This window comes from uncultured Kordia sp., assembly GCF_947496985.1.
Taxonomy (GTDB): Bacteria; Bacteroidota; Bacteroidia; order Flavobacteriales; family Flavobacteriaceae; genus Kordia.
In genome coordinates this window covers 151,363-167,535 of sequence record NZ_CANMEZ010000002.1, presented here as the reverse complement: position 1 = coordinate 167,535, position 16,173 = coordinate 151,363, and the positions used below count along the sequence as shown (strand labels likewise).

Annotated in this window: 11 protein-coding genes; 9 read left to right on the top strand and 2 right to left on the bottom strand. The window is 32.9% G+C overall.

What is annotated here, in order from left to right:
• Window positions 1-7 precede the first annotated feature (7 nt).
• The 9 genes from Q0828_RS05670 to Q0828_RS05630 all read left to right on the top strand — a co-directional run bounded on the left by Q0828_RS05670 (window position 8) and on the right by Q0828_RS05630 (window position 12,264).
• Window positions 8-1,396 (top strand): glucoamylase family protein, encoded by a 1,389-nt coding sequence (locus Q0828_RS05670; protein WP_298418460.1) that lies wholly within the window; start codon window positions 8-10, stop codon window positions 1,394-1,396.
• Window positions 1,397-2,734 carry a glucoamylase family protein gene (locus tag Q0828_RS05665; protein WP_298418458.1) on the top strand — a complete coding sequence of 446 codons (1,338 nt, stop codon included), beginning with the start codon at window positions 1,397-1,399 and terminating at the stop codon, window positions 2,732-2,734.
• A gap of 8 nt (window positions 2,735-2,742) precedes the next feature.
• On the top strand, window positions 2,743-3,540 hold the full coding sequence (locus tag Q0828_RS05660) for a prolyl oligopeptidase family serine peptidase (protein ID WP_298418456.1): 798 nt from the start codon (window positions 2,743-2,745) through the stop codon (window positions 3,538-3,540).
• A complete protein-coding gene (gene bglX / locus Q0828_RS05655) occupies window positions 3,533-5,875 on the top strand; it encodes a beta-glucosidase BglX (RefSeq protein WP_298418454.1) in 2,343 nt (780 codons plus the stop codon). Before Q0828_RS05660 ends, bglX begins: the two co-directional genes overlap by 8 nt.
• Before the next feature lie 10 nt (window positions 5,876-5,885).
• Window positions 5,886-7,994, top strand: a complete 2,109-nt coding sequence (locus Q0828_RS05650) for a glycoside hydrolase family 97 protein (RefSeq protein WP_298418453.1) — start codon at window positions 5,886-5,888, stop codon at window positions 7,992-7,994.
• Window positions 7,995-8,087: 93 nt separating this feature from the next.
• Window positions 8,088-9,941: a family 43 glycosylhydrolase gene (locus Q0828_RS05645; protein ID WP_298418451.1), complete on the top strand. Its 1,854-nt coding sequence runs from the start codon at window positions 8,088-8,090 to the stop codon at window positions 9,939-9,941.
• A gap of 163 nt (window positions 9,942-10,104) precedes the next feature.
• Window positions 10,105-11,481, top strand: a complete 1,377-nt coding sequence (locus Q0828_RS05640; protein WP_298418449.1) for a sugar porter family MFS transporter — start codon at window positions 10,105-10,107, stop codon at window positions 11,479-11,481.
• 131 nt (window positions 11,482-11,612) lie between these two features.
• The gene (locus Q0828_RS05635) at window positions 11,613-11,912 is read left to right on the top strand and encodes a DUF1905 domain-containing protein (protein ID WP_298418447.1); all 300 of its coding nucleotides are present in this window, start codon (window positions 11,613-11,615) and stop codon (window positions 11,910-11,912) included.
• Window positions 11,913-12,039: 127 nt separating this feature from the next.
• Window positions 12,040-12,264, top strand: a complete 225-nt coding sequence (locus Q0828_RS05630; protein WP_298418445.1) for a hypothetical protein — start codon at window positions 12,040-12,042, stop codon at window positions 12,262-12,264.
• A gap of 360 nt (window positions 12,265-12,624) precedes the next feature.
• Here the strand turns inward: Q0828_RS05630 and Q0828_RS05625 are convergent, their stop codons facing one another.
• Window positions 12,625-13,185 (bottom strand): Crp/Fnr family transcriptional regulator, encoded by a 561-nt coding sequence (locus tag Q0828_RS05625; RefSeq protein ID WP_298418443.1) that lies wholly within the window; start codon window positions 13,183-13,185, stop codon window positions 12,625-12,627.
• A 302-nt stretch (window positions 13,186-13,487) separates the two neighbouring features.
• Window positions 13,488-16,133, bottom strand: a complete 2,646-nt coding sequence (locus tag Q0828_RS05620; RefSeq protein ID WP_298418441.1) for a TonB-dependent receptor plug domain-containing protein — start codon at window positions 16,131-16,133, stop codon at window positions 13,488-13,490.
• Window positions 16,134-16,173: the final 40 nt, after the last annotated feature.

The window sequence follows — 16,173 nt, the reverse complement described above, 5'->3', positions numbered from 1 at the left end:
ACCTACAATGAAATTTTTTAAACAAAAATATACATTCATCATTCTAGGAGTCATACTCTTTCTTGTATTTAGCTGTAAGAAAAATATAAAATCCAATGAAAACTTAAATACTGTATTAATTGAAAACACTAAAATTGAATTAAATAACGAACAGCTTTTTGATACCATACAATATCAAACGTTTAATTATTTCTGGGATGGAGCAGAACCTAATTCAGGATTAGCAAGAGAGCGTATACACATAGATAATATTTACCATCCTACTTCGCCAAAAAATACAGTTACTACAGGAGGAAGTGGTTTTGGTGTAATGGCTATTTTGGTAGGTGTAGAACGTGGATGGATTTCCAAAAAGCAAGCACTGAATCGATATCTGAAAATTGTTAATTTCTTAAGCCAAGCAGATCGTTTTCATGGTGCTTGGCCACATTGGATTGATGGTGAAACAGGAAGAGTTCGACCATTTGGTAAAAAAGATGATGGAGGCGATTTAGTAGAAACAGCATTTCTTATTCAAGGTCTATTAACAGTTTCAGAATATTTTAAAGATGGAAATGAAAAAGAAAAAGAACTAGTCGCTAAAATTGACAAACTCTGGAGAGGCGTAGAATGGGACTGGTATACAAAAGGTGGTGAAGAAGTCCTATATTGGCATTGGTCTCCAAAATATGGCTGGGATATGAACTTCCGAGTAGGAGGGTACAATGAGTGCCTAATTATGTACATTCTTGCGGCAGCTTCACCTACGCATTCTATTTCTAAAGATGTTTATGAAAATGGCTGGGCAAGAAATGGAGAAATAATGTCTAACAAATCCTACTATGGCGAAGATTTAGTTCTCAATTACTTTGAACACGATGAAGATCCTGTCGGCCCATTATTTTGGGCGCATTATTCCTATTTAGGATTAAATCCCAAAGGACTATCGGACCAATATGCAAACTATTGGAAGTTAACGCAGAATCATGCAAAAATTCATTATAAATACAGCGTAGATAATCCTAAAAAGTTTAAAGGATATGGAGATAGTCTTTGGGGACTGACTTCTAGTTACTCTACAAAAGGTTATTATGCACATAGACCAAAAAAAGATATAGGTGTCATAGCACCTACAGCAGCTTTATCATCATTCCCGTATACTCCTAAAGAAAGTATGAATGTTTTAGTTAATATTTATAAAAACCACGATAGTTTAGTCGGTAAATATGGACCTTATGATGCTTTTAGCTTTGAAAACAATTGGTATTTACCAAGATATCTAGCGATAGATCAAGGTCCAATTCCTATAATGATTGAAAACTACAGAACAGGACTTTTATGGAAACTATTTATGAAAAATGAAGAAGTAAAAAAAGGCTTACTAAAGTTAGGATTTACGTATGAAAAAAATGATTAAATGAATAAGCTAAAATATATACTATTGCTTCTTGTTTTTTTAGGTTGTGCAGACGATGATGTTCCAACACGTCAAGAGTCTTCCAATAATAATCTTGAAGAAACCTTGTCTGATGTAGAATTGATGGACTTAGTACAACGAGAAACTTTTAAATATTTCTGGAATTATGCAGAAAGTAATTCTGGTGCAGCAAGAGAACGATACCACCCAAATGATCCTACAGATAGCCAATATGTCGTAACAACTGGAGGTAGTGGTTTTGGACTCATGGCTATCATAGTTGGTATGGAACGTGGATATGTTTCCAGAAATGAGGGTATTGAAAGACTAACTCAAATTTTAAACTTTTTTGAAAATGCTGAACGCTTTCATGGTGCATGGTCACATTGGATACATGGAATATCAGGTGCTGTCATTCCGTTTAGTGCCTTAGATGATGGAGGTGATATTGTAGAGACTGCATTTTTTGCACAAGGACTTATTTGTGTAAAAGAATATTTAGAAGGTGGTACTGCAGCAGAAGATGCACTTGCAACACAAGCAGATCAATTATGGAAAAGTATAGAATGGAATTGGTATACGCAAAATCAGAATGAATTATATTGGCATTGGAGCCCTACAAATGAATTTGGAATTAACCTAAAACTTCAAGGGTATAATGAAACGCTAATTGCATTTATTTTAGGAGTAGCTTCACCCAATCATTCTATTCCAGTAGCGACATACCATCAAGGTTGGGCAAATAATGGAACTATAGCTTCTTCGTCGATACAATATGGTATTCCCTTAATTTTAGATCATGCAGGCTCAGGAACAGGACCTTTGTTTTGGGCTCATTATTCGTATATAGGTTTAAATCCAACAAACTTATCAGATCAGTATGCTAATTACTGGGATTTGAATGTGAATCATACGAATATTAATTATCAATACTGTGTCAATAATCCAAACAACTATGATGATTACGGATCGAATTGTTGGGGATTAACTTCAAGTTACACCAGAAACACAGATGGAAGTGTTGGCTATTCTGCACATGACCCAGAAAATGATTCTGGTGTTATTTCGCCAACTGCTGCTATAAGTTCTATACCGTATACACCTGAAAAGTCTCTAGCTGCAATGCGCTTTTTTTATGACAATGAACTGATGGGACCTGCAGGCTTTTATGATGCATTTAGTCCTCATTACAATTGGGTTACGGAACGTTACTTAGCAATTGATCAAGGGCCACAAATTATAATGATAGAAAATTATCGTTCTGGTTTACTATGGAATTTATTTATGCAAAATGAAGATGTTCAAAATAGTTTGAATGCCTTAAACTTTACTTATTAAAAATAGAGATGAAACTAATCAAAAACGTGTTAACCTTATGTTTAGTTGTTTTCTGTACGTTGGTTACCGCACAAGAAGATTTATATAAACAAAGGATTCACTCAGAAGGAAGAGATACTTTAAAATATCGAATAATGTATCCTAAAGACTTTTCTGAAACTAAACAATATCCTGTTGTACTGTTTCTTCATGGAGCAGGAGAACGTGGAAGTGATAACCAAAAACAACTTCTTCATGGAAGTAAACTATTTGTAAATACAACCAATCGTGATTCCTTTCCTGCAATTATAGTATTTCCACAATGCCCAAAAAATAGTTATTGGTCCAATGCTGAAATAGATAGAAGTAGTTACCCTATAAACTTAGTATTTCCAAAAAACAAGAAGGCAACAAAGTCAATGCAGCTTGTCATGAGTTTAATGCAAGAATTAACTAGTAAAAACTATGTAAATAAAGACAAAATTTATGTTGGAGGTTTATCAATGGGAGGAATGGGAACGTTTGAAATTTTATCAAGACTACCAGATATGTTTTCCGCAGCATTTGCCATTTGCGGAGATGGTAATGCTGAATTAACTGAAAAATATGCTAAAAAAGTAGACATGTGGATTTTTCATGGAGCAGAAGATAATGTAATAGATCCAAAAGGATCTATAAAGATGGTAAGCGCAATATTAAATAATGGGGGAAAACCAAATTTTACACTATACGGCAATGCAAATCATAATAGTTGGGATTTAGCTTTTGCAGAATCAAAATTATTATCATGGCTTTTTTCTAAATCAAAAAAAATAAAAAATGACTAAGACCATACTGAAAAATATAAAACTAATCATTGTCGGTATTACTTTAATTACGATACCTTCTTGTGAAACAGTCATTAAAAATAAAACTCCAAAAACTACGAGTAATCTATACAAGCAAAAAGTAGATTCCATCATTAACATAATGACTATAGATGAAAAAATAGGACAACTAAATCTTCCTGCAACCGGTCCTATTACAACAGGATCTTCTAAAAGTACTGGAGTTGTCAAAAAAATAGAAGAAGGAAAGATAGGCGGACTTTTTAATATAAAAGACATAAAAAACATATATGAAATTCAGAAGATTGCGGTAGAGAAAAGTCGCTTAGGAATTCCATTAATTTTTGGAATGGACGTAATTCATGGTTATAAAACAACTTTTCCTATTCCATTAGGATTGTCTTGTTCTTGGGACATGGAGCTAATAGAAAAAACAGCGAAAATTGCTGCTGATGAAGCTAGTGCTAACGGAATAAATTGGACTTTTTCACCAATGGTAGATATTTCTAGAGACCCACGTTGGGGACGCGTTTCTGAAGGAGGAGGAGAAGATCCTTACTTAGGAGGGAAAATAGCGCAAGCAATGGTAAACGGATATCAACAAGATTCATTAGCTGCTGAATATACAATCATGTCTTGTGTGAAGCATTTTGCTTTATATGGAGCATCTGAAGCAGGAAGAGACTATAATACGGTAGACATGAGTCGTATAAAAATGTACAATGAATATTTACCACCTTACAAAGCAGCTATAGAAGAAGGTGCGGGTTCTGTGATGGCATCATTCAACGAAATAGACGGTATTCCAGCAACTGGAAATAAATGGTTATTAACCGATTTGTTACGCGAAGATTGGGGTTTTAATGGATTCGTAGTATCAGACTATACAGGAATTTACGAAATGAGAGCACATGGAATGGGAGACGAATTTGATGTAACTACGTTAGCACTAAAAGCAGGACTAGATATGGATATGGCAGGCGATTCTCCTAATATTGCAGCATCCTATACAAATACTCTAAAAGAAGCGATAAACAAAGGAAAAATTACAATAGAAGATATTGATAAAGCGGTTGCTCGTATACTAACAGCTAAATATAAACTTGGACTATTTGAAGATCCTTATAAATATTGCAATGTAAAACGTGCAGAAAATCAAACCTACACACAAGTGAATCGTGACTTTGCTCGATTAGTTGGCGCAGAATCTACAGTATTATTGAAAAATGAAAATCAGCTTTTACCCTTAAAAAAGTCAGGGACAATTGCTGTCATTGGTCCATTAGCTAAGGCTAGTAATAATATGCCGGGAACTTGGAGTGTATCTACAGATCACGCAACAGCTATTTCGGTTTGGGATGGTTTAGAGCAAACGGTTGGAAATCAAGTTAATCTATTATATGCAAAAGGGAGCAACATAACTAAAGACTTAGCACTAGAAAAACGAGTTACCATGTTTGGGAAAGACATTCCAAGAGATGAAAAAACAGACAAACAACTTTTAAACGAAGCTTTGTCGATTGCTAAAAAATCGGATGTTATTGTTGCTACAATTGGTGAAACCTCAGAGTTTAGTGGAGAAAGTAGCAGTCGTACTAACATCGAAATTCCTCAAGTTCAAAAAGATTTATTACAAGCACTACTAAAAACAGGAAAACCAGTGGTTTTGGTATTATTTACTGGGCGACCATTAACCTTAGTTGAAGAAAGTGAAACTGTTCCAGCAATTCTTAACGTTTGGTTTCCAGGGAGTGAAGCAGGTTTGTCAATTTCAGATGTTCTTTTCGGAGATGTCAATCCATCAGGTAAGCTAACCATGACCTTTCCTAGAAATGTTGGTCAAGTTCCGTTATATTACAATCACAAAAATACAGGAAGACCATTAGGAAACAATGAAGGTAAATTTGAAAAATTTAAGACTAATTATCTTGATGTTCGTAACGAATCATTGTATCCGTTTGGTTATGGATTGAGTTACACAACTTTTGAGTATGGTGAAATAAAACTAGATAAAACTTCAATGACTAATAACGACACTATAAACGTATCTGTAAACATTACAAATACAGGAAACTATGATGGAAAAGAAGTGGTGCAGCTATACATTAGAGATCTTGTAGGTACAATAACACGACCTGTCAAAGAACTAAAAGCGTTTCAAAAAATATCCCTAAAAAAAGGGGAAACAAAAACCGTAACATTTACCATATCTATTGAAGACTTAAAATTCTATAACTACGACTTTGATTTTGTTGCTGAATCAGGAGATTTTGAAGTCTTCATTGGCACAGATTCAAATACAACATTACAATCAAAATTTACGTTAACCGAATAATTTTCATGCAATGAAAAAAATATCCATAATTCTTTTACTGTTCGGTTGTTTGTATAAAACATTTGCTCAAGACGTAACATCGCCTTCAAAAAACATAAAAGTAATTTTTTCATTAACTGAAAAAGGTGAACCTACATACCAAGTATCTTATAAAGAAAATACAATCATCTCAAAAAGTAAATTAGGAATATCCATAAAAGATGGAGTTGCCTTAACTAAAGATTTTAGTATTATCAAAATTGAAAAGAAAACAGTTAATGAAACATGGAAACCAGTACTTGGGGAAGATTCAACTATTACAAACCATTACAACGAAATACGATTTTTTCTAAATCAGAAAGATACCAACACTAAATTAAATATTGTCTTTAAAGTATTTGATGAAGGTGTAGCCTTTCGGTATGAATTCCCGATTGATAACGAAGTAAAGTATTTTGTTATTTCTGAAGAAAATACAGAATTTACATTAACGGGAGATCATAAAACATTTTGGATTCCAGGAGACTATGACAGCCAAGAGTATGCATATAATGAAACAAAAATTTCCGAAATTGATAATGCTAAATTAGACTTAGAAAACGGAGTTGGTTTAAAAAGTATTTTAAGTCAATACAGAGTACAATCACCTTTAATGATGAAGTCTTCTAGCGGATTGTACATCAATATCTTTGAAGCAGCTGTGCTTAACTATCCAGTCATGCACCTAGACGTAGACATCGACAGATTTCAACTTACTGCGAACTTAGCTCCAAATGCAATAGGTGATAAAGCGTATTTACGTACTCCATCTCAATCTCCGTGGAGAACTATTATGGTGAGTGATGATGCAAAAGATATACTAAGTTCTAAAATGATTTTAAACCTAAATGAACCATGTAAAATTGAAGACACATCTTGGATAAAACCTATGAAATATATAGGCATTTGGTGGGAAATGCACATTGGGATATCAACTTGGGATTATGCAGGAAGTCAAAATGCACACAATGCAGGAACTGCTGTTGGCAATATGATTCCAACTGGAAAACATGGAGCAACTACCGAAAACACAAAAAAATATATTGATTTTGCTGCCAACCATGGTTTTGATGGTGTTTTAGTGGAAGGTTGGAATGTAGGATGGGAAGATTGGTACGGCAAATGGAAAGAAGATGTATTTGATTTTATAACACCATATCCAGATTTTAATATTAAAGAAATTGCTGATTATGCCAAAGCTAAAGGTGTAAAAATGATCATGCACAACGAAACTTCTGGTGCTGTAGCCAATTACGAACGACATCTAGACCGAGCCTTAGGACTAATGAAGAAGTATAATTATCCAGCTGTAAAATCGGGGTATGTAGGTCGAATAATTCCTCGAGGAGAATTTCACGATGGGCAAACTATGGTGAATCATTTAAATTTTGTAATAGAACGTGCTGCTGAATATAACATTATGGTAAACTCTCATGAAAGTGTAAGACCAAGCGGTTATCATAGAACGTACCCAAATTATATTGCTTCTGAAGCAGCTAGAGGAAATGAGTTCAATGCTTGGAGTAAAGGCAATCCTCCAGAACATGAAACTATTTTACCATTTACAAGATTACTTGGAGGACCAATGGACTATACACCTGGAATTTTCGAATTAAAAATGAGCGCATATGATCCTACAAAAACAGAGCAAGTACATACTACATTAGCGAAACAATTAGCCTTATATGTTACGTTATATTCACCATTACAAATGGCAGCGGATCTTCCAAGAAATTATGAAAAGCATTTAGACGCATTTCAATTTATAAAAGATGTTCCTTTAGATTGGCAAAAATCTATATATCTCGAAGCAGAGCCAGGTCATTATATTACAGTAGTGCGTAAAGATAAGTATTCTGAAAACTGGTTTTTAGGCGCTATAACAAATAAAAATGCTAGACAAACCACAATTAAATTAGATTTTCTAACAAAAGGGAAAAAATACAAAGCAGTAATATATCAAGATGGAGAAAATGCTGATTGGCAAGAAAACCCAAAAAGCTATGAGATACTAACAAAAACAGTAACGCACACATCTAGTTTAAAATTGAATCTAGCTAAAGGAGGTGGAACAGCTGTTAGTTTTGAACTTATAGAATAGTTTCAGATACAATTAAAAAACACTAAAAGATCAACAAGAAAAGCTACTAAACAATTAGGGGGAAATGCAGAGACATAATAGTACCAATGTAATATGAAATTCGTAAAAATAATACAGTTTATATTAGTAATCTCTATACTTTTTTCTTGTAAGAAAACCCAAGAAAAGGATATAGTTGCTAAAGATGACACTACCAAAAAGACAGATATAAATACATCACAAACGTACATCAATCCGTTAGATATTGACTATACCTATATGGTATACAATTCAAGTCAGAATCAATCATATCGTTCTGGCGCCGATCCAGCAGTTATTGAGTTTAAAGGTGAATATTATATGTTTGTAACACGATCGTTTGGATATTGGCATTCCATCGATTTAGTCAATTGGAAATTTATAAAACCACAACAATGGTTTTTTGAAGGTAGCAACGCACCAACAGCATTTAATTATAAAGACTCATTAGTTTATTTTGCTGGAAACCCTGCTGGTTACGGAAGTATTTTATACACAGATGATCCTAAAAAAGGACTGTGGACTCCAACAGCTTCAATTTCTAATAATATTCAAGACTCAGAATTATTTATAGACGATGATGGTAAAACATATTTATACTGGGGTTCATCAAACTTGCATCCGCTGCGTGTAAAAACACTAAATAAAGAAGATCGTTTTTTAGAAACAGGTATTAAAAAAGACTTGATCAATCTCGTAGAAGAAGAACATGGTTGGGAACGCTTTGGTGAAAATAACTTTCATCCTAAAATAAAAGAAGGCTATATGGAAGGTGCTTCAATGACGAAACATAAAGGAAAATACTACTTACAATATGCGGCTCCAGGAACACAATTCAATGTATATGCAGATGGAGTTTATGTTGGAGATTCACCACTTGGACCATTTAGTTATATGAAAAATAATCCTATGAGTTTTAAACCTGGAGGATTTACAAATGGAGCAGGGCATGGTATCACAGTTAAACAGACTAATGGACAATACTGGCATTTTGCGACCATGGCTTTGGCTTCTAATGCACAATGGGAACGTAGACTGTGTATGTTTCCTACTTATTTTGACGAAGATGGATTAATGTATAGCAATACAGCCTATGGCGATTATCCGCGTTTTGGTCCAAATCATCCCAACAAAGCAGGGCATCACAACGGTTGGATGTTATTGTCTTACAAAGGAAATGTGACAGTTTCCTCTTCGTTAAAACAAGTAATGAAGTTTACTTCAAATGATGATGAGATAGAAATCAAAGAATTACCCATACATAAAAATTTAAAAGGAGAAATCACTACAAAAGTATTAACAGACGAAAATCCCAAAACTTTTTGGGTTGCGGAAGCAAATAACAATGAACAATGGCTTACCATTGAAATGAAAAAGACGGGAACAGTACATGCTATTCAACTAAATTATCATGATCACGAATCTGGGATATACACACGTGTTGAGGGTTTAAATCATCGTTTTACTATTGAAACTTCAGAAGATGGAAGTCACTGGAAAACTGTTATTGATAGAAGTAACAGCGACCAAGATGCACCAAATGCATACATTGTTTTAAAAAAGCCAGTAAAGGCAAAATATTTAAGATACAATAATATAAAAGTACCTGGGAATAACTTCGCGATGTCAGAAGTCAGGATCTTTGGACTTGGTTTAGGAGAAGTGCCGAGTAAAGTATCTAACTTTAAAATTAACCGAGAAAAAGACCGAAGAGATATATCATTATCTTGGGATACAGTTGAAAGTGCCCAAGGGTATAACATTCGCTGGGGAATTGCTCCAGATAAACTATATCAATCTTGGCAAGTGTATGATACTAACACACATTTTATGCGCTGCCTAGATAAAGATAGTTCGTATTATTTCACCATAGAATCATACAATGAAAATGGAATTTCTGAACAAAGTGAAATCATTTTTGTTGAATAGAATTCTAGTATAAATAATGTAAACTAATATGCTTTTTAAAACGGATTATTTTTTACGTTATAAGTCATGAAGACTAAAAGTGTTATACAAAATAAGAACTTGCAATGTTAGTGATATAACTTGTCTGTTTACAAAGAATTTGAACTAACTATAATTATACACAATGAATAAAAAAACATTTTTACTGCTTATTACAGCAATCTCTGCACTAGGTGGACTATTATTTGGTTATGATACAGGAGTAATTAATGGAGCTCAATTTTATCTTAGTAAATACTTTGAACTTAATGCAGCACTAAAAGGTTGGGTAGTAGGAAGTGCATTGTTAGGTTGTTTTATTGGAGCAATTGTAGCTGGACCGATGAGTATTAAAATAGGTAGAAAATGGTCATTAATCATATCAGCAATCTTATTTTCTGTTTCAGCTTGGGGCTCAGGTCTGCCAGAAATAGTGCCAGAAACCGTTACGATGTTAGTTGTATTTAGAATCATAGGAGGATTAGGAATTGGTATCGCTTCTATGAATGCACCAATGTACATTGCAGAAATTGCGCCAAGTAAAATCAGAGGTAAAATGGTAACCTATTATCAACTGGCTATAGTCGTTGGTTTTTTTGTGGTCTTTCTAGCAACCTATTTTATAGGTAATAATTTATCTGAAGCACAAAATATTCAATTTGGTTGGCGACGTATGTTTTGGTCAGAACTTATTCCTAGTTTATTGTTTTTAGCGCTTTTGTTTTTAGTGCCAAAAAGTCCAAGATGGTTGGCTATAAAAGGAGAAGAAGAACAAGCATTACATATTTTAAATAAAATTCATGGAGAGAAGCAAGCTAAAAATGAAATAGAAGAAATTAAAGCTTCCTTGAAAAAAGATGAAAAAAAGGTGAAGATCAACTATTTCTCCAAAGCAATATTAGCAATCATTTTTATAGGAACAGCATTATCCATATTGCAACAATTTACAGGCATCAACGCTGTATTATATTATGGAGCAGATATTTTTGAAAAGGCTTTAGGATTTGGTAAAGAAGATGTTTTAGCACAACAAATATTATTGGCGCTAGTTAATCTCGTATTCACATTTGTAGCAATGTTTACTATAGACAAGTATGGTAGAAAACCATTACTATATGTTGGCTCAATAGGTATGATTGTTGGTTTTCTAATATTAGGAATATCGTTACAACTAGAAGCGGTAGGTTTAATTTCATTAATTGGAGTACTTATCTTCATTGGATCATTTGCTTTATCAATGGGACCAGTTGTTTGGGTAATATTATCAGAAATGTTTCCCAATAAAATACGCAGTGTAGCAATGTCGGTAGCTGTGGCAGCACAATGGGCTGCAAATTACCTAGTGTCTCAAACATTTCCAATAGTGATGGAAAGTGAGGTTAACAACAACACTTTCTGGAATGGTTCAATACCTTATTTCATTTTTATAGGATTTATTCTAATAATTATCTTTTTAACCTACAAATTTATTCCAGAAACAAAAGGAAAGTCTCTTGAAGAAATAGAAAGTTTTTGGGAATAAATTTCAATCAATAGTAGTTTTTATTTTTCAGATTTTGGATTAACAGGACTTAAAAAATATCAAATCTGAAGAGTTGAAATAAAAGTTGTCATTAAAAACAAATTAGAAAATCAATAAAAATTAAAATATAGTTGCAAGTCAAAATTAAATATGAATTCTCAGGAAAACTATGGAAAGACCAATCTTCAGGTGGATGGGTTTTTATTTCAATCCCTAAAAACATTTCAAAAGAAATTAGAAAAAATCTTCAATGGCAGGAAGATGGCTGGGGACGAATGAAAGCTGTTGCTGCTATCAAAGATGTAAAATGGGATACTGCAATTTGGTTTGATACTAAAATGGACACTTACCTACTACCAGTAAAAATTGAAATTAGAAAAAAAACTAGTCTTAACCTAAATGATAAAATTAGGGTTACTATTTGGATTTAAGGGGAAAGTATAGAAATCCTTACAACAGTAATTGTAATCTTAATGTAGCAGAACTTCCAAATACTCCAAAGGAATAGAAAAACTAGTTTAAGTAATATTATTTTGATAAGCTAAGAATGTGTTATATATGAAGTGGAAAGGAAATAAAAAATGTAAAGAGGTCTATACCGAAGATGGTTATCATTTAAAGGCAGAATACATCAAAGAAAGTAAGTATTGGTGGATCGTCTACAAAAATGGTGAAGTATTATGTAGGGCAGTGGCCGATAGTGAATTTGCTAAGAGTTTACAAATTGCTCAAGTAAAAGCACAACAACGGATGATTAAGCACTTAAAAAGGATTAATGGGTGAAAAAATAAAACACTTAAATTAATGAGTTGTATCCTTAGAATAATAGTAATCTGATATTGCTAGATGTTACTCAAAATTCGAACTATATATTTCTGTTATTTCAATCAAATCTATAATAAGTCATTATGTTTTTAAATGGTATCTGAGTAAGTTGGTTTCTTCAAATGTAACTATGGAGTATGTAATACAAAAATAACTCTATCAAGATAAAATTTAAAATGAGGGTTGAAGGTGATGTCATTCTAGATAAAAAACGATTTGACTTCCTCAAATCTTGAATCAAAAAGTTTGAACTTTGAAGGCTCGCGATCACTAAAATTGTAAAAACCTGTAATTGAAAAGATGGATTGACTACCTTTTTTATTTCCCACGAATTCTACTAAGAGTTGCTTGAGAAATTCCTAGCATGGAAGCTATATGTCCAAGATTTGCACGCTGCGTTATGGTTGGAAAAGCGTTTACCAATAATTCATATTTCTCTTTTGCAGTTAAGAAATAATATCCTTTAAAAAAATCATCTAGTAAAGCCATTTGTTCCTCTAAAACTAGTCTGCCAAAACGTTCTAATTTAGGGTGTTTTAAGTATAGTTCTTGCCATTGATTATAGGTTAATGATACTAAGGTAGAATCTTCTGTAGTTTCAATATATTCTGAGGCAGATTTTCTTAAAATATAACTATGCCATGAAGTAATCATCATGTTTTCGGGATAAATCCAATACGTAATATCTTTTCCGTCTTGATAATGAAAGGTTCTAACAGTTCCTTTTGCTATAAAATAGAGACGTTCACAAGTTTTTCCTTCTGCTAAAAATTGTTCTCCTTTTGGAACTTTTTCTACTAAAATCTGTTCGAGAATCTCTTTTTCAGCTTCTTCAGATAGTGTTATATATAATTTAATATATGCTATAAATGCCTCCATGTTAAAAAAAAGAAATTTAATGATTCTTTCTATACAAAGTAATACTTAAAGTTGATTTTTATTTAAGCAAACATTGAAGAATAATGATGTGTAATTCTGCTAAGTTGAATACAGAAAATATTACTTAAAAAAGTTTATCCCTAAAGTATCATATTCTGTCACACTCTTATTCTTCTTCATCACTTTTAAAGTGTAAACCTTCATAAAAATCTATAAATAGGTTGTTTTTTTTTAGTTTAATATGGTTATCTAACTTTTTATTGTCGTTTATAATTTTCTTGTAAAGATGTATGCTCTAGCCATTAAAAGAAAATTTTAAACGAAACATTAGGTGTCAATCCTAAAGAAAAACGCTGAATTACTTGTTCTAAAATGACTTCACGTTCTTCAAGAGTTGCGCCTGTAGTTCCTTCTACTGGAATTCCACCATCATCTAAAGGTTTACGTTCTGCTTTGTAAGTAATGCTTATCGGTTGTACTCTATTGTACAAATTCAACACAGAAACACCTAACTGTGCGCGTAGTTTTTTAATATTGAAATCATACAAAATAGAAGCATCTAAACGGTGAAAATCTGGCAATCGTTTACTATTGATCGCCCCAAAATTAACAACTCCCGCATTTTCGCCATCAGCATCAATCTTAATTTCGTAACTATTAACAGGTGTTATGGGTTTTCCTGATCGAATTTGCCATCCAAGAGAAAATTGCCAATTGTCAACTTTTAAAGTATTTGAAATTCGAAACGCATGTGTAATGTCATTATTTCCTGGAAACTTGGCAGCGTTTCCTGCTAAGTTTGGAAACTTAAATGTAATATCATTAAAGGTATATCCTGCCCAAATTTTATAGTGATTCCATTTATATTTCAATAAAACATCCAATCCTTTTATGGTGCTTTCTCCTTCCTCTAAATTTTCTAGTGGATTGCTAAAACCATTCGTAAACGTCGTTAAGCCTTCCAATTCTTTGTAATACGCGTCAATATCAATATTTAGGTTTTTGTGACTGTACAAAATTCCTCCAGATATTTGATTACTTGATAATAATGGATATTGATTGTTATCGGATAAACGCCATAAATTATTTTCCAAACGCAATTCTGTATGATTAAATTCGATCAATTGCGAAATGGGTTGATTTCTACGCTCAATTGCCGTTTTCACGCGAAAGCGATCATTTAACGGATATTCAAAATTAATACGCGGTTCGGCTAAAAATGTATTTACCGAATTGTAATGTACAAATCGTATTCCTGCATTGATAAAACCTTTATTCTTAAAATTTAGCGTATACTCTCCAAATAGTGCATTTTTAAAATTACTATCATTTTGTCCAGCATCTTCTATAGTATTTTCTAATGGTTTTTCTTTTCTAATGATAATATCTAAATCCGTATATGAAAGTTGATATCCTGCGGTTAGTTTTTGTGAATCAGTCAATTGCCTGGTTAACGATAAACTTGCGCCAATATCTACAATATCGTTCTGTCGTGTATTAATCTCATCCAGATCAGGAATTCCATCGCCTGTTTCGTCTTTTATTTCTTTATTTTGATAGAACGAGTTATACTCAGAAAAATACACAGTTAACTTTTCGTGTTGTTTCTCACTTGTACTATGTTTCCATTCAAAACTCAAGCCTTTGTTTTTAGTTGTGAGTGAATCAATCAATAACTCATCGCCTCCAGTAAAATCAAAGTCTAAATTATTTCTAGTATACAATCCGCTAAAAGATAGCGTGTTTTTTTTATTAGGTTTTAAAACAATTTTGGTATTTACATCTACAAAAGAAAAATCATTATTACTTGTTTCAGAACTAAAATCATCATCCGTTTCTAACTCCAATACATTTCCATTGATATCTCTAGCTACTCCAAAATTTGTAAAAATTTTATCTGCATAACTGTTATATGTAGGCGTTTTCCATACATCAGGATACGAACGTCTGGCAAATACATATAGAGCTACTTTCTCTGATAAAGGTGTCTTTACAAATCCGTTGATTGCTACACCATCAATTTCAAATCCGCTGCTAGTTTTCTCTGGAATTTCGTCTCCGCTAGAAATATCAATAATTCCCGAAATACGATCGCCATAACTCGCGCTTGTACCCGATCGGAAAATAGTGGCTCTCTGTGTTGCAAACGGATTGAATAAAGAGAACATTCCGTAAAAATAACCTGTATTGTATAGTTTAATATTATCGTATAAAATTAAATTTTGATCAGGCGATCCACCTCTGATTTGTATTCCTGTAGCCGATTCATCTAAGGTAGAAACGCCAGGGATTAACTGAATACTTTGTGCAATATCAGCATTTAATAAACCAGGCAAAATGCCCAAGCGTTTTGTGTCAACAGAAATAGAACCATCTTGATTTCTATCAATTCCATTGGTAATATATCCAGAAATAATCACGGCTTCTAGCGATTCTGTTCCTTGTGTTAAATATATTGGTAAGCAATTTTCACTTCCAAAAAATTGTAGTGCTGTATACCCAAAACTATTTGCGGTAAAAGTATTTGAGGTCGTTTTATTGATTGTGAAAAAACCATTCAAATTTGTAGCAACTTGCTGATTTTCATTGCCTGTAATTGTTGCGAATGGAATTGGCATGCGTGTCGTTGCATCTAAAACATAACCACAAACTTTATTGTTTGCTTGTTTTGGGGTAATAATGATTTGTGTATCTGAAATTTTCTCAAACTGCAAGCCTGTTTGTGCTTCTAAAATAATAAGTAATTCTGAAAATTCAATTTGAGAAGCTTTTAATGTAATCGATTTATTTTGAATCATATCATTCGCATACGAAAATGTAAAATTGTATTCCTTCTCGATTTGCTGAATAACTTCTAAAAGCGGTGTGTTTTGGTAGGTGTAATCTTTATTTTGAGCATTTGAAACTGCAAATACTAAAAACAAAAATAGAGCACAAAGCTGTTTCATAAATTTGATTTTAAGTCACACAAAGGTGTAAAGTTTTTAT